General features: G+C 72.9%; 20 protein-coding genes. 18 read left to right on the forward strand and 2 right to left on the reverse strand.

Annotation, left to right across the window (positions count from 1 at the left end):
• Positions 1-47: 47 nt before the first annotated feature.
• From ACIOFR_RS16420 to ACIOFR_RS16495, 16 genes are all read left to right on the forward strand, one after another.
• On the forward strand, positions 48-1,334 hold the full coding sequence (locus ACIOFR_RS16420; protein WP_400997262.1) for a lysine N(6)-hydroxylase/L-ornithine N(5)-oxygenase family protein: 1,287 nt from the start codon (positions 48-50) through the stop codon (positions 1,332-1,334).
• Positions 1,334-2,905, forward strand: a complete 1,572-nt coding sequence (locus tag ACIOFR_RS16425) for a class I tRNA ligase family protein (protein ID WP_400997264.1) — start codon at positions 1,334-1,336, stop codon at positions 2,903-2,905. Before ACIOFR_RS16420 ends, ACIOFR_RS16425 begins: the two co-directional genes overlap by 1 nt.
• On the forward strand, positions 2,902-3,963 hold the full coding sequence (locus tag ACIOFR_RS16430) for an FAD-dependent oxidoreductase (RefSeq protein ID WP_400997267.1): 1,062 nt from the start codon (positions 2,902-2,904) through the stop codon (positions 3,961-3,963). Before ACIOFR_RS16425 ends, ACIOFR_RS16430 begins: the two co-directional genes overlap by 4 nt.
• A complete protein-coding gene (locus ACIOFR_RS16435) occupies positions 3,960-5,267 on the forward strand; it encodes an MFS transporter (protein WP_400997270.1) in 1,308 nt (435 codons plus the stop codon). The genes ACIOFR_RS16430 and ACIOFR_RS16435 overlap by 4 nt, the downstream gene beginning before the upstream one ends.
• Positions 5,264-6,586 carry an ATP-grasp domain-containing protein gene (locus ACIOFR_RS16440; protein WP_400997272.1) on the forward strand — a complete coding sequence of 441 codons (1,323 nt, stop codon included), beginning with the start codon at positions 5,264-5,266 and terminating at the stop codon, positions 6,584-6,586. The genes ACIOFR_RS16435 and ACIOFR_RS16440 overlap by 4 nt, the downstream gene beginning before the upstream one ends.
• Positions 6,583-6,780, forward strand: coding sequence for a hypothetical protein (locus ACIOFR_RS16445; RefSeq protein WP_400997274.1), 198 nt, complete (start codon positions 6,583-6,585; stop codon positions 6,778-6,780). The genes ACIOFR_RS16440 and ACIOFR_RS16445 overlap by 4 nt, the downstream gene beginning before the upstream one ends.
• 31 nt (positions 6,781-6,811) lie before the next feature.
• A complete protein-coding gene (locus ACIOFR_RS16450) occupies positions 6,812-8,110 on the forward strand; it encodes an ATP-grasp domain-containing protein (RefSeq protein WP_400997276.1) in 1,299 nt (432 codons plus the stop codon).
• Between the two features lie 32 nt (positions 8,111-8,142).
• Complete coding sequence (locus tag ACIOFR_RS16455) at positions 8,143-9,354, forward strand: acyl-CoA dehydrogenase family protein (protein WP_400997279.1); 1,212 nt, start codon at positions 8,143-8,145, stop codon at positions 9,352-9,354.
• A gap of 62 nt (positions 9,355-9,416) precedes the next feature.
• Positions 9,417-10,625: an acyl-CoA dehydrogenase family protein gene (locus ACIOFR_RS16460; RefSeq protein ID WP_400997282.1), complete on the forward strand. Its 1,209-nt coding sequence runs from the start codon at positions 9,417-9,419 to the stop codon at positions 10,623-10,625.
• Positions 10,626-10,749: 124 nt separating this feature from the next.
• On the forward strand, positions 10,750-12,471 hold the full coding sequence (gene tsrT, locus ACIOFR_RS16465) for a tryptophan 2-C-methyltransferase (protein WP_400997284.1): 1,722 nt from the start codon (positions 10,750-10,752) through the stop codon (positions 12,469-12,471).
• Between the two features lie 407 nt (positions 12,472-12,878).
• The gene (locus tag ACIOFR_RS16470; protein ID WP_400997286.1) at positions 12,879-13,646 is read left to right on the forward strand and encodes a response regulator; all 768 of its coding nucleotides are present in this window, start codon (positions 12,879-12,881) and stop codon (positions 13,644-13,646) included.
• 149 nt (positions 13,647-13,795) lie between these two features.
• Entirely contained in the window at positions 13,796-14,209 is a 414-nt protein-coding gene (locus tag ACIOFR_RS16475) for a cupin domain-containing protein (protein WP_400997288.1), read from the forward strand.
• Complete coding sequence (locus tag ACIOFR_RS16480) at positions 14,206-14,529, forward strand: hypothetical protein (RefSeq protein WP_400997290.1); 324 nt, start codon at positions 14,206-14,208, stop codon at positions 14,527-14,529. The genes ACIOFR_RS16475 and ACIOFR_RS16480 overlap by 4 nt, the downstream gene beginning before the upstream one ends.
• A gap of 16 nt (positions 14,530-14,545) precedes the next feature.
• Positions 14,546-15,922, forward strand: a complete 1,377-nt coding sequence (locus ACIOFR_RS16485) for an FAD-binding oxidoreductase (protein ID WP_400997292.1) — start codon at positions 14,546-14,548, stop codon at positions 15,920-15,922.
• 41 nt (positions 15,923-15,963) lie between these two features.
• Positions 15,964-16,815: a dimethylargininase gene (gene ddaH, locus ACIOFR_RS16490; RefSeq protein ID WP_400997294.1), complete on the forward strand. Its 852-nt coding sequence runs from the start codon at positions 15,964-15,966 to the stop codon at positions 16,813-16,815.
• Positions 16,816-16,854: 39 nt separating this feature from the next.
• Positions 16,855-17,697: a siderophore-interacting protein gene (locus ACIOFR_RS16495; RefSeq protein WP_400997296.1), complete on the forward strand. Its 843-nt coding sequence runs from the start codon at positions 16,855-16,857 to the stop codon at positions 17,695-17,697.
• Positions 17,698-17,741: 44 nt separating this feature from the next.
• On the opposite strand, the gene ACIOFR_RS16500 is transcribed toward ACIOFR_RS16495, so the two are convergent.
• Complete coding sequence (locus ACIOFR_RS16500) at positions 17,742-18,698, reverse strand: hypothetical protein (protein ID WP_400997298.1); 957 nt, start codon at positions 18,696-18,698, stop codon at positions 17,742-17,744.
• 45 nt (positions 18,699-18,743) lie between these two features.
• Positions 18,744-20,234 (reverse strand): APC family permease, encoded by a 1,491-nt coding sequence (locus ACIOFR_RS16505; RefSeq protein WP_400997300.1) that lies wholly within the window; start codon positions 20,232-20,234, stop codon positions 18,744-18,746.
• A gap of 881 nt (positions 20,235-21,115) precedes the next feature.
• On the opposite strand from ACIOFR_RS16505, the gene ACIOFR_RS16510 reads away from it, so the two are divergent.
• Both ACIOFR_RS16510 and ACIOFR_RS16515 read left to right on the forward strand, forming a co-directional pair.
• Positions 21,116-22,459 (forward strand): nucleotide sugar dehydrogenase, encoded by a 1,344-nt coding sequence (locus tag ACIOFR_RS16510; RefSeq protein WP_400997303.1) that lies wholly within the window; start codon positions 21,116-21,118, stop codon positions 22,457-22,459.
• 191 nt (positions 22,460-22,650) lie between these two features.
• Complete coding sequence (locus tag ACIOFR_RS16515; protein WP_400997424.1) at positions 22,651-24,036, forward strand: glycosyltransferase; 1,386 nt, start codon at positions 22,651-22,653, stop codon at positions 24,034-24,036.
• The last annotated feature ends 19 nt before the right edge of the window (positions 24,037-24,055 follow it).

The raw sequence follows: 24,055 nt of genomic DNA on the forward strand, positions 1-24,055 counted from the left end.
GGTGGCCGACGGTCCGTGACCGGATCCACCGTCATCGAGGGGGAAACGTGACCGACCACGAGGTGGGCGTTCTGGCGATCGGCGCCGGCCCGGCGAACCTGGCCCTCGCCGCCGCCATCGAAGAGAGCGGAAACACCGAACTCGCCGACAGCACCCTGCTGCTCGAACAGGCACCCGACATCAAATGGCAACGCGACCTCCTCATGCCCTGGGCCCGCAGCCAGGTCTCCTTCCTCAAGGACCTCGTCACCCTCCGCAACCCCCGCAGCAAATACTCCTTCCTCAACTTCCTCCACGACCAGGGCCGACTCGACCAATTCGTCAACCTCGGCACCTTCCACCCCTTCCGCTGGGAATTCTCCGACTACCTCCAGTGGGTCGCCACCACCCTCGAACACGTCCAGATCCGCTACAACGCCCGCGTCACCACCATCGACCCCCTGCACGACCACAGCCACACCCCCACCGGCTGGCACGTCACCCTCGACAACGGCGACACCATCCGGACCCGCGACCTCGTCATCGGCGCCGGCCGCGACCCCCACATCCCCCGACCCTTCACCCACCTCCCCCCCGACCGCGTCATCCACAGCTCCCGCTACCGCACCCGCATCTCCGGCATCCCCCGCGACCAGCCCCTGCGCACCGTCGTCATCGGCGGCGCCCAGAGCGCGGCCGAAATGTTCTACGCCCTCCACGACAACCTCCCCCACAGCACCATCACCATGATCGTCCGCTCCATCGGACTCCAGAACTACCAGACCAGCAAATTCATCAACGAACTCTTCTTCCCCTCCTTCGTCGACGAATTCCACGACAGCCCACCCGAGATCCGCGCCCAGGTCCTCGACGAAATGCGACTCACCAACTACGCCGGACTCGCACCCCCCTTCCTCGACGAGCTCTACACCATGCTCTACCGGCAACGCATCCTCGGAACCCCCCGCGCCACCATCCACACCATGACCGAAGTCACCCACGCCCACTACGACGACCACACCGACACCGTCACCCTCGACCTCAAGGACCGCCGAACCGGCAAGACCACGCCCCTCCCCTGCGACCTCGTCCTCCTCGGCACCGGCTACGACACCCGCATGCCCGCCCTCGTCCGCGACCTCGCCACCAAGACCGGACTCCCCCACATCAACGTCACCCGCAACTACCGCATCGACCTCGGCCGGACCACCACCGCCGCCATCTACCTCCAAGGCGTCAACGAAGCCACCCACGGCATCGCCGACTCCCTCATCAGCGTCCTCGCCCAACGCTCCCACGACATCACCACCGACCTGCTCACCCGTCGCACCACCACCCCGCGGAGGGCCGGCTGATGGACCGCACGATGGTGATCGCCCCCGGCCCGACCGCCAACGGCGACCTGCACCTCGGTCACCTGGCCGGCCCGTTCCTGAGCGCCGACGTCTGCGCCCGGTACGCGCGCGCCGCCGGCCGGGACGTGCTGTTCGGCACGGGCGTGCACTTCACGCAGAACTACATCGTGACCACCGCGCGCAGGCTGGGCGTCGACCCCGAGGAACTGCGGGTCCGCTCCGGCGGCCAGGTGGAGGAGACGCTGGCGGCCGTGGGGATCGAGCCGGACGGGTTCGTCCGCTTCGACGACCGGTACGTCGGGTCCGTCCGGGCGTTCTTCGAACGGCTCCACGGCCTCGGCCGGCTGCGGCTGCGGGTGGTGCCCTTCCCGTACGCGCCGCGCACCGGGGAGTACCTGACCGACGCCTACGTGCGCGGCGGCTGCCCGGTCTGCCTGGCCGACGGCTGCGCGGGGCTGTGCGAGAACTGCGGGCACTGGATCGCGTCCGGCGAACTGACCGACCCGCGCTCGACGCTGAACCCGGACGACCCGGTGGAGCTGCGCGAGCGGGAGGTGCTGGTGCTGCCGCTGGAGGAGTACCGCGAGGCGCTGGGGGCGTACTTCGCCCGGCAGGCCGCGACGATGCGCCCGCGTCTGGCGCAGCTGGTCGAGGAGTTGCTGTCCCGGCCGCTGCCGGACTACCCCGTGACGCTGCCGATCGCGTGGGGCATCCCGGCGCCGTTCCCCGAGGTCGCCGGGCAGGTGATCTACTCCGACGCCGAGACCGTCGCCTGGAGCATGCACTGCACCGCGCTGGCCGCCGAGCACCGCGGCGAGACGGACGGCGCCGCGGAAGACGGCTCGGACGGTGGCACGGACGGCGGCGCGGACCGACTGTGGTCGGCCGAGGCCGGCGCGAAGGTGGTGTACTTCTTCGGCTCCGACGCCAGTTTCGCCTTCGCGGTGGTCGGCGTGGCGATGCTGATGGCGCTGGGCGAGCACGTCCTGCCCGAGCACTTCGTGACCAACGAGTTCTACGAGCTGGACCACGACAAGTTCTCCAGCAGCCGCGGTCACGTGGTGACGGGACGGGAGCTGGCCGCCGAGGTGCCGCGGGACCTCGTCCGCTTCTACCTGGCCGCCACCGGCCCGGACTACCAGCGGACCAACTTCACCCGCGGGGCGATGGCCGCCGTCACCGACGCGCGGCTGGTGCGGCCGTGGAACCGGGTGGCGGCCAAGGCCGACGGCTGGGCGGACGCCGGGCCGCTGCCGGTGTCGGCCCGCTCCAGGACCGCGGCGGCGCGGCTGCTCGAACGGTTCGCCGCCGCGTACGACCCGCGCCGCTTCAGCCTGACGGCCGCGGCCTTCACCCTGACCGAGCAACTCGCCCGGCTGGACCGGTGGGAGGTGTCGGCGGCCGACGCGGGCGACTTCTGCCACGAGGTGGAGGTCTTCCTGCGCTGCGCGGCGCCGCTGCTGATCGACCTGGCCGCGGAGGGCCTCACGGACGGCGGGATCCCGGCCGCCTCGCACGCCACCGAGGTGACGCCGGGACGGCTGCCGCGGCTGGCCGGGGCCGACCGGTGACCGCCGTCCGGGCCGCCCGGGTGGTCGTGGTGGGGGCGGGCGTGGTCGGGCTGCTGACCGCGCTGGAGTGCGCGCTTGCGGGCCACCGGGTGACGGTGCTGGACCGGGGCACGATCCCCGACCCGGGGTCGAGCTCCTACGACCAGCACCGGGCGATCCGCACCCTGGTGCCGGGCGATCCGGAGGGCACCCGGCGGATGGTCGCCGCGCACCGCCGCTGGCGGGAGCTGGAGACCGTCCTGGGCACCGCCTTCTACCGCCGCGTCGGCGTGGTCACCGCCTGGCCGCCGGACCGGGTGGCCGCGGTGGTCGCCTCGGCGGCCGAAGCGGGCGTGGAGGTGACGCGGCTCGACCCGGCCGGTCTGCCGCACCTCGGGTTCCCGGCCGGTGCGACCGGTGTCCGGGAGACCCGGGCGGGGGTTCTGCTGGCGCGGCGGGTGCTGCGGGCCGCGGCCCGGTGGCTGGCCGCGCATCCGGCGGTCGTCCTGCGGCCGCACTGCGCGGTGACGGCGGTCGATCCCCGGTCCGGGCGGGTCGAGCTGGCCGGCGGTGAGGTGCTCAGTGCGGACCTGGTCCTGGTCGCCGCCGGTCCGTGGGGCCGTGAGCTGGTGGGCCGTCCGGTGGTGCTGCACCGTCAGACCATGCTCTACCTGCGCCCGCCGGATCGGCTGGCGCGCTGGTGGCGGACGGCGCCCGCGGCGGGCGGCCTGGGCGCCGACGGTCGGGCCTGGGCGGTGCCGCCGGGGGGAGGCACGCTGCTGAAGATCAGCTCGGACGCGGTGTGCCGGGAGGTCGCCGCGGCGGACTGCGCCGACGAGGACCAGGCGCCCTGGGCCGAACGGCTGGCCCTGGCGGGCGTCCTGCCGGACGTCGGGCGCTACACCGTGGTGGCGGCCAGGGCCTGCCACTACACGACGGACGCGGAGACCGGCGGTGCGCAGCTCGCCCGCCTCGGCCCGGCCGTCTGGGCACGGGCGGCCTGCGGCGGCACCGGGTTCGCCTCGGCGCCGCTGGTCGCCGGACGGATCGTCGACGCGGTGACGGAGGTGGCGGCATGAAGGACGAAGAGGCGCCGATCGGTGTGTTCGACACCCTGCGGGCGACCCCGGTCACGGTGCGGTACCTGCTCGGGGGCGTGCTGGTCAACCAGCTCGGCGCGTTCGTGCAGACCTTCCTGGTGCTGTACCTGACGCACCGGGGCCTGTCGGTCACCACGGCGGGTCTGGGGATCGTCGCCTACAGCGTGGGCACGATCTTCGGGACCATGCTGGGTGGGGAGTTCACGCACCGGTTCGGCCCGCGCGCCACCATCGTGACGGCCATGGCGGGCTCCGCCCCGCTGGTCGCGGTCATCCCGTGGCTGAGCCGGCCGGGGCGGCTGTGGCTGCTGCTGCTCGTGGTCGGGCTCGCGGGCCTGCTCGCGCAGGCGTACCGGCCGGCGGCGTCGGTGCTGCTCAGTGAGGAGATGCCGGAGCGCCACCAGGTGATGGCGTTCTCGATGATGCGGATCGCGCTGAACACCGGTGCCGCGCTGGCACCGCTGATCGCCGCGGGTCTGATCCTGGCCGACTGGGACGCGCTGTTCTGGCTGGACGGGCTGACCGCGCTGCTGTACGCGGCCCTGGCGTTCGTCCTGCTGCCGCGGCGGGCCGGCCACGACGGCGGGGCCGGGGCCGACACCGGGACGGACCGCGCGGGCCCGGCCGCCGTCACCGGCCGCGCGGCGTACGCCGCCATGCTGCGGGACCGCAGGTACCTCTGTTACCTGGCGGCCGTGCTGCTCGGCACCGTCACCTACGTGCAGTCCTCGATCGCACTGCCGCTGGAGGTGGTCGGGGACGGCTATCCGACCGGTCTGTACAGCGGGGTGCTCACGGTCTCCTCGGTGGTGCTGATCACCTGCGAGCTGAAGATCACCACGTACATCCTGCGGATCCCCACGCACACCGCGGTGGCCCTCGGCCACCTGGTGAACTCGCTCGGCCTGGCGGTGTACGCCCTGGCCACCCACTCCGGGGCGTTCGTGCTGCTCGGCGCGGTGCTCGCGGTGAGCGGGCTGATGATCGCCGGCCCGAGCATGTTCGCCCACCCGGCGACCTTCCCCTCGGCGCTCAAGGCCCGGTACATCGGCACCATGCAGGCGGTGGCCGGCCTCGGGCTGGCGATCGGGCCGCTGTTCGGGGTGTTCGTCTGGAGCCGGCTCGGCAGCGGCTTCTGGGTGCTGTGCGCGGTGGTGAACGGCGCCGCGGGGGTGCTCGCGACGGCGGGGCTGAACCGCGGGCGCGAGCCGGCGACGGAAGCCGCCGCAGAGCCGGCCGCGGGTCCCGAGGGCAACCACGAGGTCGTCGGAGACACGGTATGAACGAGCGACCCGCCCCCGTCCGTCCGGTGCTGATCGTCGGTTTCGTGGGTGTCACGCTGGCCGCCATCGGGGCGTTCCAGCCCGAGGGCTCGGTGATCTACGTCGAGGAGCCGGACGTCGCCCGCAAGCGGGGCGTCCGCGAGGCGCTGAAGGACGTGGCCTTCGTCCGCGACCTGATCGAGTGGGAGTACCACCTGCCGGGCCGGGCCGACGCGTTCTACCTGGCCCACCCCGGCCTCGACCCCGCCGCGGTCGTCCCGGCGGTCGAGTACGCCACACCGTTCGCCGCGCGGCTCGCGGAGCGGTACGGGCTGCCCGGCGCGGGCCTCGGCGCCGCGCTGATCCTGCGGGACAAGGCGCTGCTGCGGCAGGTCAGTGCCGCCGCCGGCGTCGCCAACCCGGCCAGTACGGCGGTGCGCAGCGCGGCCGAGGTGCTGGCGTTCGTCCGGCAGGCGCCGGGGCCGGTGGTGCTCAAGCCGGCCAACCGGCAGGCGTCGGTGGGCACCCGGGTGCTGCACGGGCCGGCGGAGGTCGAGGCCGCGTGGGCCGACTGCCTGGTCCAGGACGAGGGCGTGTTCGTCCCCGACCGGCCGATGGAACTGTCCATGTTGGCCGAGGAGTTCGTCGACGGGGACGAGTACAGCGTCGAGATGCTGGTGCGCGGCGGCGCGCCGCTGTTCGTCAACGTGACCGGCAAGCGGCTGTTCCCGGGCCCGCACCCGGTGGAGCTGGCGCACGTCGTGCCGGCCGACGTCCCGGCCGCCCTGGCCGCCTCGCTGGGCGACGAGACCGCCCGCGTGGTGACGGCGGTGGGCTTCCGGGACGGCGTGGTGCACTGCGAGTGGATCGTCTCGGACGGCGTGCCGTACCTGGTGGAGTGCGCGGGCCGGCTGCCCGGCGACGCGATCGTCGACCTCATCGAAGTGGCGTACCCGGTGGAGCTGTTCCGCTGCTACTTCGCGGTGCTGAAGGGCGAGGAACCGCCGAGCGCCCTGCCCCCGCGGGCCGAGGGCGGCGCGGCCGTCCGGTTCCTGGCACCCGGCCCCGGCCGGGTCGGCGAGGTGCGCGGTGTCGAGCAGGCGCGGCGGGCCGAGGGCGTGCTGATGGCCCAGTGCAGCGTGCCGGCCGGCCACCGGTCGACCGGGCTGCGCACCTCGTGGGACCGGGTGGGCATCGTCATGACGCACGCGAAGAGCCCGGCCGAGGCGCTCCGGCTGGCCGAGTCCGCCGCCGGGCTGGTCCGGATCGAGCTGCGCCCGGACGACGACGGGGCCGCGCGGGACGGGAACGGATCCACTGCCGTCGAGGGGGAAGCGTGACCGACCACGAGGTGGGCGTTCCGGCGATCGGCGCCGGCCCGGCGAACCTGCCCCTCGCCGCCGTCGTCGACGGGAGCGGGAACACCGGACTCGCCGACGGCACCCTGCTGCTCGGAGTCCCCGCCCAACGTTCCCACGACCTCACCACCGACCGCCTCACCCGCCGCACCACCCCGGACCGGGTCGCCCGATGACCCGCCGTCCCGACCCCGAGGGAGGGGACGCATGACCGCCACCAACGGGACGCTGCTGGTCGTCGGCAGCGGGCTCAAGGTGTACCGCGAGTACCTCGTGGCACCGATCAGCCGCCGGGCCCGCGCGGCCGGCCTGGACCTGGTGCTGCTCAACAACCTCAAGCCGACCTGGCAGAGCGAGTACTTCGACGAGGTGGTCGTCGCCAACGTCTTCGACTCCGCGGTGATGGGCGCCGCCGCCCGCGAGGTGGCCGCCCGGCGCCGGATCGTCGGGGTGATGTGCTGGGACGAGCCGCTGGTGCTGGACGCCGGCCTGCTGGCCGCCGAGTTCGGCGTGCCGGGGCTGTCCGAGCGCGGTGTGCGCGGCTGCCGGGACAAGGAACTGACCCGGGCCGAGCTGACCGCGGCGGGCCTGCACCAGCCGGGCTTCGAGCTCACCACCACGGTGGAGCGGGCCAGGGCGGCGGCCGAGCGGATCGGCTACCCGGTGGTGCTCAAGCCGCGGGCGATGGGGGCGAGCATCGGTGTGGTGTTCGCGGCCGACCGGGCCGGGCTGGACGAGGCGTTCACCATCGCGCTGGCCGCGAGCCGGGTCGACCCCGGGCCGTACCGGGCCAGCGTCATCGTCGAGGAGTTCGCCCCCGGGCCGGAGATCAGCGTCGACGGCGCGATCCACAGGGGCGAGTACCTGCCGCTGTTCGTGGCCCGCAAGGACAGCAGCGACCATCCGTACTTCGAGGAGGTCGGCCACGTCGTCGACGCGGCCGACCCGCTGCTGGCGGACCGGGAGCTGACGGACACGCTGGCCCGGGCGCACCGGGCGCTCGGCATCGAGGACGGCATCACCCACACCGAGGTCCGGCTGACCGACCGCGGGCCGCTGATCATCGAGATCAACGGCCGGCTCGGCGGCGACCTGATCCCGTTCCTGGGCCGGATCGCCACCGGTATCGAGCCCGGCGAGGTGCTCTTCGACGTGGCCACCGGCCGGCGGCCGAAGACCGCACCGGCCCGTCGGGCGGTGGCCGGCATCCGGTTCGGCTACCCGGAACGGGACTGCCTGCTGCGCTCGGTCGCGGTGCCGGAGCGGGCACCCGGCCTGGTCGCCGCGGCCCCGATGGCCGAGCCGGGCAGCATGCTGAGGCTGCCGCCCGGCGGGTACCTGGCCCGCCACTCCTTCGTGGTGTGCGAGGCCGATTCCGTCCCGGCCTGCCGGGAGCGGCTGGCCGGGGCGGCCGCCCTGGTCGAGCTGGACACCGAACCGGTCGGCCCGCCGGTCGCGGACGCGCCGTTCGCGATGCCGGCCGGCCTGCTGGACGTGGACGAATGACCGGGACCGACGAGCAGCCGAGGGACGGACACATGACCACGCACGACCCGGGGGCCGGGGCCCCCACCACCGCCGCCGCGGAGATCCTGGCCCGGGCGAAGGCCCTGGCACCGGTGCTGCGGGCGCGGGCGCAGGAGATCGAGCAGGCCCGGCGGCTGCCCGCCGACGTGGTGGAACTGCTCCGCGGGACCGGCGTCTTCCGGATGGGGTGGGGCCGGGAGTGGGGCGGCCCCGAGCTGACCTCGATGGAGCAGACCGCGGTCGTCGAGGCGCTTGCCCACGGCGACGCCTCGGCCGCCTGGTGCGGCGTGATCGGGGCCAACACCGGGCTGCTCGCCAACTTCCTGGACCAGCGGGTGGTGAAGGAGGTCTACCCCGACCTGGACATGATCACCGCCGGCGTGCTCGCCCCGGCCGGGCGGGCCGAGCGCGTCCCGGGCGGTTTCCGGCTCAGCGGCCGGTGGTCGTTCGGCAGCGGGATCGGGCACAGCGACTGGGTGACCTCGGGCGCGTTCGTCTACCAGGACGGCGAGCCCTACGCCAGCCCGGACGGCAGCAACCCGCACGAGTCCCGCCAGTTCATCGTGCCCTGCGACCAGGTCGAGGTCGACGACAACTGGCACACCACCGGCCTGTGCGGGACGGGCAGTTGCGACTACACCGTCACGGACGTCTTCGTCCCCGAGGAGCACACCTTCACCTTCTACGAGGCACGCGGCCGGCGCAGCCCGCTGTCCCAGCCGGAGTCCTTCATGCGGGCGCTGTGCGGGGTGCCGCTGGGGGTGGCGCGCGCCGCGCTGGACCACGCCAGGGAGATCGCCCTCACCCGCGTCGACCGGATGACCGGCACCGCCTGGTCCGACAGCTTCCGCGTCCAGGTCACCCTCGCCGAGTGCGAGGCCGACTACAACGCCACCCGCAACGGCGTCTACACCGCCATGACCCGCCAGTGGGAGGTCCTCGCCGCCGGCGGCACCCTCGACGACCTCACCCCCGACGAACGCGCCGCCTCACCCCTCGCCTGGCTGCACGCCTTCCGCACCTCCCGCACCATCGTCGACCGCCTCTACGACCTGCTCCAGACCTGGTCCATCAACCGCACCTCCCCCATGGACCGCTGGCTGCGCGACACCGCCACCATGTGCCAGAACCTGACCGCCCAGGACGCCGTCCTGGAGTCGGTCGGCGCCTACCTGCTGGGCGGCACCCCCAAGTTCCGGATCAGCCTCGGCCTCGTCAAGTAGGCCGTCCCGTACCGCGGACCGGGCGAACGGCCCGCGTGACCCATCAGCTGAGGGGCGATGACATGACGTTGACCGGGACTCCGGCCACCGAGGCACCCACCACCGCAGCCGAACTCCTGGCCCGGGCGAAGGCCCTGGCACCGGTGCTGCGGGCGCGGGCGCAGGAGATCGAGCAGGCCCGGCGGCTGCCCGCCGACGTGGTGGAACTGCTCCGCGGGACCGGCATCTTCCGGATGTGCTTCAACCGGGAGTGGGGCGGCCTGGAGCTGACCTCGCTCGAACAGACCGAGGTGGTGGAGGCGCTCGCCTACGGCGACGCCTCGGCCGCCTGGTGCGGCATGATCGGCGCAAACACCGGGATCTACAGCAACTTCCTTGACCAGGCGGTCGCCAAGGAGATGTTCCCCCACCCGGACATGATCACCGCCGGGCTGCTCCAGCCGGCCGGGCGGGCCGAGCGCGTCCCGGGCGGTTTCCGGCTCAGCGGCCGGTGGTCGTTCGGCAGCGGGATCGGGCACAGCGACTGGGTGACCTCGGGCGCGTTCGTCTACCGGGACGGCGAGCCCTACGCCAGCCCGGACGGCAGCAACCCGCACGAGTCCCGCCAGTTCATGGTGCCCCGCCGGGAGGTCGCCCTGATCGACAACTGGCACACCACCGGCCTGTGCGGCAGCGGGAGTTGTGACTACACCATCACGGACGTGTTCGTCCCCGAGGAGCACACCTACACCTTCTCGACCGTCCACGGGCGGCCCGGACCGCTCGCCCAGCCGGACGCCTTCACCCGCAGCATGTGCGGGGTGCCGCTGGGGGTGGCTCGCGCCGCGCTGGACCACGCCAGGGAGATCGCCCTCACCCGCGTCGACCGGATGACCGGCACCGCCTGGTCCGACAGCTTCCGCGTCCAGGTCACCCTCGCCGAGTGCGAGGCCGACTACAACGCCACCCGCAACGGCGTCTACGCCGCCATGACCCGCCAGTGGGAGGTCCTCGCCGCCGGCGGCACCCTCGACGACCTCACCCCCGACGAACGCGCCGCCTCACCCCTCGCCTGGCTGCACGCCTTCCGCACCTCCCGCACCATCGTCGACCGCCTCTACGACCTGCTCCAGACCTGGTCCATCAACCGCACCTCCCCCATGGACCGCTGGCTGCGCGACACCGCCACCATGTGCCAGCACCTCATCGCCCAGGACCGCATCCTCCAGTCGGCCGGTGCCTACCTGGTGGGCGGCAGGCCCGAGTTCGGGATCAGCCTCGGCATCGTCTAGGTCCTGTCCGGCCCTGCGCGACAACCACATCAGTGCCGCGAGCGCTGCGTGTTCCCCCCGCGCGCCGGGGGGGGAACACGCAGCGGTCATTCGCCTGCGCGTGCAGGCCCGTGGAGGAAATCCGATGAGCAGACGCCCTGTCCTTCTGGTCAACCCCAACAAGGTGCACCCGCCGATCGCGCCCTACGCGCTCGACGTGCTCACCACCTCGTTGGAGGCGGCCGGATTCGAGGTCGAGGTCCTCGACCTCACGTTCCACCGCGAGGACTGGAAGTCCTGCCTCGCCGAGTACTTCGCGGTGCGCAGTCCGATGCTCATCGGTGTCACCGTCCGCAACACCGACACCGTGTACGCCTTCGAGCAGCGTCCGTTCGTCGGCGAGCACAAGGAGATCATCACCGAGATCAAACGGCTCACCGACGCCCCGATCGTCGCCGGCGGCATCGGCTTCTCCACCATGCCGTTCGCCCTGGTCGACTACTTCGGCATCCCGTACGGGGTCAAGGGCCCCGGTGAGCGGATCATCTGCGACCTGGCCGACGCGCTCGTCACCGGGCGCGACCCGGCGACGGTGGCCGGTCTGATCCGCAACACCCCCCAGGGGGTCTTCCGGGTGCCGCCGGCGGTGCTCGCCGTGCGCCACGGCGTCCCGGCGGCGCCGGCCGCCGCCGGGCAGTTCGAGCCCCGGGTGTGGCAGGTCGACACCGCGGCGACGTACGTCCGGCGCTCCGGGGCGCCGTACAGGGTCGACAACCTGCTGTACTACCAGCGCGGCGGGCTGGGCGGCATCCTGACCAAGAACGGTTGCACGTACCGCTGTTCGCACTGCGTGGAGCCGGACGCGAAGGGGGTGCGGAGCGGCCGGCGGGAGGTCGCGTCCGTGGTGGACGAGATGCAGTCGCTCGCCGCCCAGGGCATCCTGGACCAGCACACCACGGACAGCGAGTTCAACCTCGCCATCTCCCACGCGAAGAACCTGCTGCGCGAGATCGTCCGCCGCCGGCACGCCGACCCGGCCAATCCGCTGAACGGCCTGCGGCTCTGGGTGTACTGCCAACCCAGCCCGTTCGACGAGGAGTTCGCCGACCTGCTCGCCGCAGCGGGCTGCCGCGGCGTCAACGTGGGCTCGGACCACCTGCGCAAGGACATGCTGGAGGGCTGGAAGGTCACCGCCAGGGGCACCACCTACTACGAGTTCGCCGACACCGAGCGGCTGGTCCGGCTCTGCCACGAGCGGGGCATGCTCACCATGGTCGAGGCGCTGTTCGGGATGCCCGGGGAGACGCCGGAGTCGATGCGGGACTGCGTCGAGGCGTTCATGGCCCTGGACGCCACGGTCACCGGGTTCTCGCTGGGCCTGCGGCTGTTCCCGTACACGCCGATGGGGATCGCGATCGCCGAGCAGTGCGACGGGGTGCGGACGGTGCCGGGGCTGCAGTCCAACACGGCCACCGGGCCGATCGTGCTGAAGCCGCAGGCCAAGTGCTCCGGCCCGGTGGAGTACGAGCGGCAGTTCATGTTCGACGAACAGGGCGACTTCCGGCTGGTCTGCTACTTCTCGCCGGACCTGCTGGAGGATCCGGGGTCCGCCGCCGATCCGTCCGAACGGTGGGGCCGCTCGGTGGACCTGCTCTGGGACCTGATCGATCCCGCCGACTACCACCGGGTGATGCTGCCGACGCTGTCCGGCTCCAGCGAGCACGACAACAACTACGCCGACAACCCGTTCCTCACCAGCCTCAGCGGGCTCGGGTACACCGGCGCCTTCTGGTCGCACTGGCGCAGCCGGGAGGAGATCCTGCGCCGGGCGCGCGACATCGGCGTGGCCGAGTCCGCGGATGCCTGAGCCGGCGCCGGGCGCGGCCGATTTCGGCGGCCGGGCCGGCCCGCACCACATTCCGCCGGCATTGCAATTCCGGCCCGGATCCCCCACCCGTCCGGCGTGGATTCCCGGTGATTCACATATTCATGTGGCCGGCCGCCACGCGCTTGTGCGACTCCGGCCCGGGCCGCCCGGGCGCTTCGCGCCCAGACCGGCACAAGGCGCTCCTATCGGCAGGAATCGCGTGTCCGGAATTGGCAACTCCGAAGCGCAGACGGACGCTTGCTCCGGTGTTGCGTCAGCCAGCATCATGGCCCAACGGCGGCACCGATCACGCGTCAGGTGATTCGGGGCCGGAGCGCCGCGTGTCGCGGCCGGCCGGTACCACCCCGAACGACCCCAGCCGGAGGAACTCCTTTTCAGAGGGGCAGATGAACCGAAATGGGAGCATCAATGGTTTACCTTGGCCAGTGCCGTCACAGCTGGATGCCCGATCGGACCATTCGAGTCGCCGCCCCGAACGGGAACCCGCACCGTCACGCACCGGCCCTGCCCCCCTCACCGTCCTCCTCGCCGACGTCCAACCTGCGATCCGGCAGGGCGTCCGGTCGATGCTCGAACGCTCCGGCGGGGTCTCGGTGGTCGGCGAGGCCGCCACGACCGGCGAGGTGCTCGCCGAGACCTCGCGCTACCGGCCCGACGTCCTGGTGATCGACCCGCTGATGGACGAGCCGACCGGGATGGAGGTGATCACGCAGGTCCTGCGGCTGACCCCCGGGACGGGGGTGCTGGTCTTCAGTTCGGTGGACGAGGACAAGGCCGTCACCTCCGCGTTCCACGCCGGGGCGCGCGGGTACCTGGTCAAGCGCGCCGACGCCGACCAGATCCTGCGCGGCATCCAGGCCGTCGCGGCCGGGCAGGCGATCGTGGACAAGTCGATCGCCGGACGGCTGGCCGCGCTGATCCGTCCGGTCTCCGGGCAGCGCTACTACCCGTTCCCCCAACTCACCGACCGGGAACGGGACGTACTGGAACGCATAGCGGCGGGCAAGTCCAACACCGCGATCGCCCGCGAGCTCGCGCTCGCCTCCAAGACCATCAGCAACCGCATCTCCGCGATCTTCGGCAAGCTCGGCGTGGCCGACCGTGCCCAGGCCATCGTGCTGGCCCGGGACGCCGGTCTCGGGCAGGGCCGGTAGCAGGGCCGCCCGCGGGGCCGCCGTCCGCGCGGTGATCGCAGATTCCCGTGCGGGAGGGAAGAGTTCCCCTGTCCGCGGGGCAGCACCGGCTCCTAGCCTGGGCCCCGTCGCACGCCCGCCAGTCCCAGCACCCCGATCGGAGTGGAACGTTGACCGACCGCAAGCATGCCGACGTGACCGTCCGCCCGCGTGAGCCGGAGCACCTGACCCGCGACCACGGTCTGGACCTCAGACTGCTCCAACCCTGGCCGGGGCTGGACACACCGTTCCTCGGTGCCTGGTGCGTGCTGCGCCCGGGGGACGTCTCCGAGGTGCACTCCCACCACGAGCACGAGATCTTCATCTGCATGGCCGGCCGGGCCGAGGTGGTCACCGGCGACCAGCGGTACGAACTCGCCGCCGGGGACCTGGCGTTCATCCGGCCCGGGGTCGACCACAGCATCGTCAACGAGCGCGACGAGGACTTCGCGTACTACGCCATCTGGTGGGACCGCACGACGGCGGCCGAGTTCCTCGACCAGGAGGCCGCCCACGACCCGGCGCCGGCGGGACCGGCCTCGTGATCGACTACGACGGGCGCAGGTTCCGCTCCGCGGACGGCGACGCCGACACCGTCGCCGTCTACCACCAGCAGGACGACCTGGTCTGGGGCGAGGTCGCCGGCGGCGCGGTCCGGCGCGGCTGGGCCGCGGGCACCCGGCAGCCGGACGGCTCCCTCGCCATGGGGTACACCATCGTCCTGGTCTCCGGCGAGGTGGTCTGCGGCCGCACGGTGAACACCCCCGAACTGACCGCCGACGGCCGGGTGCGGCTGCACGAGGTCTGGGAGCGCTACGGGCCGCACGCCGCGACCGGGACCTCCTGCATCGAAGAGGTGTGCTGAGCATGGAGGTGGCACCGTGAGCGACGGGTCCGAGGCCGCCTGGCGGCAGTTGGAGAAGAGCGTGACCGGCCGGCTGACGCGGCCGGGAGAGCCGGGATTCGGCACCGCCGCCGCGCCGTTCAACCGGCGGTTCACCCGGACCGTGCCGGGCGGCGTCCTCGCCGCGGCGGACGTCGCCGACGTGCGGCGCGCCGTCGAGTGGGCGCGCACGGAGGGCGTCCCGGTCGTGCCGCGCGGCGGCGGGCACAGCTACGCGGGGTTCTGCGTCAACACCGGTCTGGTCGTGGACACCCGGGCGCTGAACACGGTGACCGCCGACGGCGGCACCGGCCTCGTCACGGCGGCGGGCGGCGCGCTGATGGCGGACGTGTACGCCGCCGTGGAGCCGCACGGGATGGCGTTCGCACTCGGCAACGGCGCGACGGTCGGCATCGCGGGCCTGGCCCTCGGCGGCGGCTCGGCCGCGACCTCACGCCGGCTCGGCCTGACCGCGGACGCCCTGGTGAGCACCACCCTGGTGACCGCCGACGGGCAGCTGGTGACCTGCGACGCCGAACGGCACCCGGACCTGTTCTGGGCCTGCCGGGGCGGCGGCGGCGGCAACTTCGGCATCAACGTCTCCTTCACCTTCCAGGCCGTCCCGGTGCCGGACGTCTCCACCTGCCTGCTGCTGTGGGACGGCGGCGCGGCGCCCGCGGTGTTCGCGGTGCTCCAGGACGTCATGCGGCGGGCCCCGGACGAGCTCTCGGTGCGGCTCGGTGTCAGCGCGGCCGACGGCCGGGACGCCGTGGTGTCCGCGGTCGGGCTGCACCTGGGCCCGGCGAGCGAGCTGCGCGAACTGCTGGCGCCGGTCCTGGCGGTGGCCCGTCCGCAGCGCGCGGACATCGCCGACCGCACCTTCTGGCAGGCCAAGGACTACCTGCTGCACGAGACCGCGGGCGGGGCGTTCGCCGTCCGCACGGGCTTCGCCACCGAGCCGCTGCCCCCCGGGGCCGTCGCCGAGGTCCTCGCCCTGCTCGCCCACCGGCCGGGCAGCGGCAACCCGGACGGCTGCGGGCTGGCCCTGTTCGGCTGGGGCGGTGCGATCAACCGGGTGGACCCGGCGGCCACCGCCTTCGTGCACCGCGACGCGCAGTACCTGGTCAGCATGGACACCTCCTGGGACGAGCGGGACGACCCGGCCACGGTGGCGGCGAACCTGCACTGGCTCGCCGACCTGCGGGAGGCGCTGGCGCCGCACCTCGCCGGGGGTTCCTACCTCAACTTCACCGACCCCGACCTGCCGGACTGGCGCACCGCGTACTACGGCGCCAACTACGCCCGCCTCGTGGAGATCAAGAAGCGCGTCGACCCGGACCGCCTGTTCACCTTCGACCAGGCCGTCGGGGTGTGACGCCGCGCTCCGCCCCCACCCGCACCACCCCCTCGGAAGGAATGCCGCACGTGTCCTCGGACGTCACCCGCACCGCCCGCCCACGCCATTACCTGATGTGCCGGCCGACCCACTTCACCGTCGACTACTCCATCAACCCGTGGATGGACCCGACCAAGCCCACCGACACCGACTTCGCGATAGCCCAGTGGGAGCAGCTGCACACCCTCTTCCTGCGGCTCGGCCACACCGTCGAGCTGATCGAGCCGGTACCCGGGCTGCCGGACATGGTGTTCGCGGCCAACGGTGCGACCGTGGTGGACGGCCGGGTCCTGGTGGCGTGCTTCCACCACCCGGAGCGCACCGGCGAGGCGCCGGCCTACGCCGAGTGGTTCCGTGCCCGGGGCTACCCGCAGGTGCACCGGGCCGAGTTCAGCAACGAGGGCGAGGGCGACTACCTGGTGGTCGGCGAGCGCATCCTGGCCGGCACCGGCTTCCGCACCGACCGCCGTGCGCACGCCGAGGCGCAGCGGGTGCTCGGGCGCGAGGTGGTCACGCTGGAGCTGGTGGACCCGCGGTACTACCACCTGGACACCGCGCTGGCCGTGCTGAGCGACACCGAGATCATGTACTACCCGGGCGCCTTCTCGGCCGGGAGCCTGGGCACGCTGGAGGAGCTCTACCCGGACGCCGTGCTGGCGACCGCCGAGGACGCCGCGGTGTTCGGCCTGAACGCGGTGTCCGACGGCCGGCGGGTGGTGCTGCCGGAGGCCGCCGTCGGGCTGGCCGAGGCGCTGCGCGAGCGGGGTTTCGAGCCGATCGGGGTGGACGTCACCGAGCTGCTCAAGGCCGGTGGCAGCGTGAAGTGCTGCACGCTGGAGCTGCGGGGCGCGCGGGCCCGCGCCGGGTGTTAGTTTGACTCGGCACGGACAGGCCTCAGCGGGGGGAATCTCATGGCGGATCAGTCGGCACGGCAGGCACCCGGGGTACGCACGGTGGAGGTGGTGCGCACCGAGCGGCTCACCCCGCACATGGTGCGGCTGGTGTTCGGGGGTGCGGAGCTGGAGTCCTTCGGGGACTCGGAATTCACCGACCGGTACTTCAAGCTGCTGTTCCCGGCCGAGGGCGTGACCTACCCGGAGCCCTTCGACCTGGCCCGGATCCGCGAGGAGTTCCCGCGCGAGCAGTGGCCGGTCTCCCGGACGTACACGGTGCGGGGCTGGGACCCGCAGTTGCTGGAGCTGACCGTCGACTTCGTGGTCCACGGGGACGAGGGCCTGGCGGGGCCCTGGGCGGCGAGGGCGCGGCCCGGGGACGCGGCACTGATCGCCGGCAGCAGCGGCGGCTACGCCCCGGACCCGGCCGCCGACTGGCACCTGCTGGCCGGTGACGAGAGCGCCCTGCCGGCGATCGCGGCGGCCGTGGAGCGGATGCCCGCGGGCGCGGTGGTCCACGCGCTGGTGGAGGTGGCCGGCCCGGCGGAGGAGCAGAAGGTCATCACGCCGGACGGTGTGGGCGTCACCTGGCTGCACCGCGGCGACCGCCCGGTGGGCGAGGCGCTGGTCGAGGCGGTGGCGGCGCTGGAGTTCCCGGCCGGTGAGGTGTCGGCGTTCGTGCACGGCGAGGCCGGTTTCGTGAAGGAGCTCCGGCGCCAGCTGCGGCTGGACCGGGGTGTCGCGCGCGAGCGGCTGTCGATCTCGGGCTACTGGCGGCTCGGGCACAGCGACGAGGTCTGGCGGGCCGGCAAGCGCGCGTGGAACGCCCAGGTGGAGGCCGAGCAGGAGCAGGGCGCCTGACCTGGTACGAGCGCCGGACGCGGTGACGGCCGTCCGGGCCGCCTTCACCGCGTCAGGCGCTCGTACCAGCGTCGGAAGAGCTCCTCGGGGTCGTCCGTGTAGGCCCAGGGCACCCGGGTCGGACGGTTGCCGAGCAGGCCGAAGACGTACCGGGCCTGCTCGGTCAGCCCGGCCATCACCAGGCCGTGCACCAGGTAGTTGAGGTCGGCGACGTCCTGGGCGAACTCGTAGGCGCGCGGACGCAGCCAGTGCTCGCAGCTCTGGTCGAGGTCCCGGAGGGCGACCTCGCTCCTCCAGTGCTGGGAGAGCAGCAGTTCGGTGGTGGCGCCGTGCTCGGCGAGGCTGCGGTAGTGCTCGGCGCGGGCCGCCTGGGTGAGGGCGAGGAGCGGGGAGCCGGACGGCGCGAAGGAGGCGGCGTCCCAGGCGAAGTCGTACATCCTGGTGTGCGATCCGTGCCAGCGGGCCGAGACGTGGCGCAGCACCTGGTGGTGGCCCTCGCGGGTGTCGCGGTCGCGGGCCTTCAGTTCGCGCCACCAGGGGCCGGTCTGCGGGTGGCCGCCCGCGTAGAGGCGGGCCACGGTCATCAGGGAGACCCAGGGCACCGGGTCGTCGGGGCTGCCGTCCGCGGCCAGCAGGCAGGTCCGCACGGCGCGGTCGAGGCGGTCGCGGTCGGCGGCGTCCGTGTCGGGCTGTGGTGGGGCACCGGCGGCGACGGCGTTGAACAGCCGCATCACGTCGGTCTCGGCGCGCAGCACGCCGGCGTCGCGGCTGCCCGGTTCGGCGGCCTGCCAGGTCTCCACGGTGCGGTTGCCGGCGGCCGCGTCCGCGAGCAGGCGCATCCGGTGGGTGCGGCGGTCCCAGTCCCGTCCGGTGGCGTACAGCAGGTCGCGGGCGCCCTGCCAGCGGCCGACCAGGACGTCCTGGCGCGCCTCGGCGAGCGGTCGGTCGCCGAGGGTCGGGTCGAAGGCGGACGACGAGGGACGGCTGTGCCCTCTGGCCACGGGCTCACTCTCCTGCGCTGGGGGGACCTGGTGCGGGACGGCGGGTCACAGGTCGGTGGCGAGGCCGCCCCGGTCGGTGGAGGCCGCGGTCAACTCGCTCTCCCCGTAGCGGGCTTCGACGTCGTCGGCGTCGGTCGCGTCGAGTCTGGCCGGACGGTAGTAGGGGCTGTCCCGCTTCCAGTACCACCCCATCGGGACCAGGCCGATGGCCAGCGTGCCCAGCCCCAGGCCGAGTTGGAGGGCGGTGAAGTCGAACAGGGCCTGGACGAAGACGAAGGCCATGAACACCGCGCCGAGCAGCGGCCAGGCGCCGATGAACACGGCGTTGGAGACCGACTTGAACAGCAGTTTCCGGTAGGCGACGACGACCGCGAGCCCGGCCAGCGCGTAGTAGAAGGCGATCTGCAGTCCGATGGCGTTGACCGCGGCGGTCAGGATGGTGTTGACCGAGCCGAGGGCGTTGGAGGCCACGAGCAGCAGCAGGGAGGCGGCGGAGACGGCGGCCAGTGCCACCCAGGGGGTCTGCCAGCGCGGGTGGGAGCGGCCGAAGGCGGCCGGGACGGTGCGGTCGCGGCCCATCGCGAACAGCGAGCGGGACACCTGGATCAGGGTGGTCTCCAGGGTGGCGACGGTGGACAGCACCACCGCGAGGACCAGCACCTTGCCGCCCCAGCCGGGCCAGACGGCCTCGCCCAGGTCCGCGAGCAGGGTGCTGCTGTTGGTCTGGACGTCCTCCTGGCGGATGATCAGGTTGACCGAGATGGTCACCATCTCGAAGATCGCGAAGGTGGTCGCCACACCGAGCAGGCCGCCGAGGCCCGCGTTGCGGCGGCTGTCGGCGGTCTCCTCGCTCAGGTTGGCGGTGACGTCCCAGCCCCAGAAGTAGAAGGCCGCGATCAGCGCGGCGGCCGCGAAGCCGCTCGCGCCGCCGAAGTGGCCGAACCCCCAGATCCAGGACCACGAGAACACCGCGGCGGAGCCGCCGTGGACGAGCGCGGCCACTCCGAAGACGACCAGGATCACGACCTCGACGCCCGTCATGACCCACTGCGCGTGGGCGGTGATCCGGGCGCCCATCAGCACCAGTGCGGCCATCACCAGGAACCACAGCGCCCCGACCGCGGTGGCCAGTGCGGTGTTCTCGGCGAGCTCGGGCGAGAACAGCGAGAGGGTGTACGACCCGGCGGGCAGCGAGCCGGCCACCATGAAGAGCGTGGCGGAGACCACCAGCGCCCAGCCGCTCATGAAGCCCAGTGTGGGGTGCAGCGCCCGGCCGACCCAGGAGTAGCTGGCGCCGGCGTTGACGTCGATCCGACCCAGGTAGTTGAAGGCCCAGGCGATGCCGAGCATCGGTATCGCGCACCAGAACAGGGCGGCGGGCGCGAACAGCCCGGCGGCACCGGCGAGGGTCGCGGTGGTGGCGGCGAGGGAGTAGGCCGGCGCGCTGCCGGCCACCGCCATGACGATGGTGTCGAAGGTCCCGAGGACGTTCGAGCGCAGGCCCGGCCCGCCTCCGGAGGAGTGGGAAGTGCTCATCGGTGCGCCTTTCCTGACGGGGCACGGCGGGCTCGGTGAGCCCCGGCGGCCGGGTGGGTGAGCGGGATCCGTGGCCCGGGCGCGGGACGGACCACAGGGTGCCACGCAGGTGTTCGGGGCCTCCGGCAGGGTTCGAGCGGCGGCCGGCCGGGGGTCTCCCGGCGCGCAGGCCACAGGGTCCCGGAACTCCTCGCCGCCAGGCTGGCCGTGAGTATGTCCATTGGCCAAATCACTGTCAAGACAGGCACGTTGACACTTGGTTGCTTCGTCCCGGATGCGTCTCGCCAGGCGGGACGCCCCCCCGGGTCGGGGCACACCCCCTCCCGGCCGGACCAGCGCCGAATCCTTGCACTCACAGCGCAGAAATATTCTTGCACGGTGAGTGCAAGAAGTTGACCGGCACCCGGCACGACCGGCGGCCGCCGGGGCGGTGGCACCGCACACCGCCCCGCCGGACCGTACGCCGACGAACACTACTTGTGCGGCCTGGGACTGAGGCCGGAAATCCCCTCGCGCACACCCCATCCGGAGCACAATCGGATGATCACATTCATGTCACGGTTTCCCTCTCAGGGAACTTTCATCCGCCGAGTTACCGGCCGGTAAATCGCCTTCCCCGGGCAGGAACTGATGACCGGAAGGGCAGACTTCGGGACCGTTTCCGGGCATCCGGCCCATTTGCCACGGCCCGGGCCCCGACCACATATTTCTCCGGTTGCCACAGGGGGTGGTCCACACCTGTCCCCGCGCGGCCGCAGCAGCCAACAACGAACGCCCGGGGGACACGGCCGCCACAGCCCACCCCTGTCGCGGATCGTCCACCTCACCCGGATCGCCCTCACCACAGCCCAGGCGCGATCCGGGACGCGTTCGGAGCATCGATGACCGCCATGCCAACCCTGTCCGCAGGGCCGGTTCCCCCCACCGTGGGCTCCGCCCACGTCCCGGCCCCGTCGGGCACGGCCGTCCTGGAGGCGCCGACGGTCGCCGTCGTCGGCCTCGGCTACGTGGGCCTGCCCACCGCCCTCGCCCTGGTCGCCTCGGGCTGCCGGGTGATCGGCGTCGACGTCAGCACCGAGCGCCTCGACGCGATCCGCCGTCAGGACGTCGACCTGCTCCCCTCCGACCGCGACCGGCTCGGCCGCACGCTCGGCGGCCCCGGCCTCGAACTCACCGCCGACCCCGCCGCGATCGCCTCGGCCGACACGGTCATGGTCTGCGTGCCCACCCCGGTCGACCCGCACCTCGTCCCCGACCTGCGGGCGCTCAGCGCCGCCTGCGCCACCGTGGTCGCCCACGCGGTCCCCGGCCAGCTGCTGATGCTCACCTCGACGACGTACGTCGGCACCACCCGCGACCTGCTGGTGGGCCCGCTCGGCGAGCGCGGCCTGCGGGTCGGCGAGGACGTCCACGTGGCGTTCTCGCCCGAGCGGATCGACCCGGGCAACGCCCACCACGCCCAGGACAGCACCCCGCGCGTGGTCGGCGGCGTGACCGCCCGCTGCACCGAGCTGGCCGCCGAGGTCCTCGCCCACACCGCGCCGTCCGTGCACCGGGTCGGCTCGGCCGAGGCCGCCGAGATGACCAAGCTGTTCGAGAACACCTTCCGTGCCGTCAACATCGCGCTCGCCAACGAGTTCGCCGACAACTGCCGCGGTCTGGACCTCGACCCGCTGGAGATCATCGAGGCCGCCGCCAGCAAGCCGTACGGCTTCATGCCCTTCTACCCCGGCCCCGGCGTCGGCGGGCACTGCATCCCGTGCGACCCGCACTACCTGCTGTGGCAGCTGCGCCGCCTGCGGATCTCCTCGCCGCTGGTCGACACCGCGATGACCGCGATCGCCGGCCGTCCGCGCCAGGTCGTCCGCCGGGCACTGGAGCTGCTCGCCGACCGCGGCCTGCCGCTGGCCGGCGCCCGCGTGCTGGTCTCCGGCATCGCCTACAAGCCCGGCGTCGCCGACGTCCGCGAGTCCCCGGCACTGGAGATCATCGAGGAGCTCGCCGAGCTCGGCGCCGAGGTCGCGTACGCCGACCCGCTGGTCCCCGAGGCCCGCCTGCACGGCACCGTGCGGCACAGCGTCGCCGACCCCGGCGCGCAGGAGTGGGACCTGGTGATCGTGCACACCGTCCACCCCGGCACGGACCTGGGCTGGCTGACGGACCGCCCGAGCGTGCTGGACGCCACCTACCGGCTGACCGGCCTGCCCTCCAAGGCGGTCCTGTGAGCCTGCCGCCGTCCCACGACGACCGGGACCACGTCCCGGCCCACCCCGCGGGCGTCCTGCTCGCCGACCGGCCGGCCGGCCCCGCCGCCCCGGCCGACCCGGGCACCGCCGACCGCGCCGCCCGGATCCTGCCGCCGCTGCCGCCCGGAGTCCGCGCCCGCGAGCGCCGCCCCGGCCCGCTCGGCCGCGCCATGGACCGGATGGACCCGGCCCTGCGGCACGGCGTCCGCCGGGTGCTGACCCTGCTGTGCATCCTGCCGCTGCTGCTGATCCTCGCCCGCGAGGCCCCCCGGCTGCCGCAGAGCCCGCTGGTCCTCGGCTACGGCTTCGTGGTGCTGGCCGGCACCATCGCGATGCTCTACATCGCCTACAGCAAGTACGACGACCCCTCGGTGCGCGAGCTGCGCAAGCGGCCCAGGAACCTGGCCGACTTCCCAGCGCTGCCGGCGCTCCCCCGGGTCAGCTTCCTGCTCGCCGTCAAGGACGAGGAGGAGTGCATCGAGGACTGCGTCCGTTCGATGGCCTCCTCCGAGTACCCGGACCTGCAGATCGTCGTCGTCGACGACCTCTCCGAGGACGGCACCCGCGACGTGCTGCGCCGGCTGGAGCACGAACTCGGCATCACCGTGATCTACCTGGAGAAGAACCTCGGCAAGAAGCACGCCCTGGTCCGCGCCTGCGAGATCGCCGACGGCGACGTCATCGCCTTCACCGACTCCGACTGCATCCTCGCCCCGGACGCCCTGCGCCGCTGCGTGGACGCCCTGGTGCGCCACCCCGAGCTCGGCGCGGTCAGCGGCCACTGCCGCGCGCTGAACGCCCCGGTCAGCGTCTTCACCAAGGCCCAGGACGTCTGGTACGAGGGCCAGTTCCGGGTCGCCAAGGCCGCCGAGTCCACCTTCGGCTCGGTCACCTGCGTCTCCGGCCCGCTGGCGGTCTTCCGCCGCGACGCCATCTACAACTACCTGCCGGCCTGGGCGGGCGACCGATTCCTCGGCGCACCGTTCCGCTTCGCCACCGACCGCCAGCTCACCGGCTACGTGCTCGGCCAGAAGTGGAAGGGCCGGGCGCTCAAGCGCCAGTACGCCGACTCGCCGTTCGTCACCGCGCAGGACCACCCCGAGCGGCAGTGGCGGATCGGGTACGTCGAGTCCGCCCGGGTGTGGACCAACGTGCCCGCCCGGTTCCGGCCGTTCATGAAGCAGCAGATCCGCTGGAAGAAGAGCTTCATCCGCAACCTCTGCTTCACCGGCACCTTCATGTGGCGCCGCGGCCTCGGCCCGGCCCTGCTCTACTACGGCCACGCCCTGTGGGTGGTCTCCGCCCCGCTGATGGCCTTCCGCCACCTGCTGTGGGCACCGATCCACGGTGCGGCCTTCCTCACCCTGCTCTACCTGTGCGGCGTCGTCCTCAAGGGCTCGGTCTGGGGCCTCGCCTTCAAGGTCGACAACCCCGGGGACACCCGCTGGCGCTACCGGCCGGTGATGAGCCTGCTGTCCTCGGTGGTCCTCGCCTGGCTGCTGCCCTACTCCCTGTTCACCATCCGACGCGGCGTCTGGTCGAGGAGTGCGACGTGATCCCTGCCCTGCGGACCCT

Origin of the sequence: Kitasatospora sp. NPDC088346 (genome assembly GCF_044740765.1) — a bacterium.
GTDB lineage: Bacteria > Actinomycetota > Actinomycetes > Streptomycetales > Streptomycetaceae > Kitasatospora.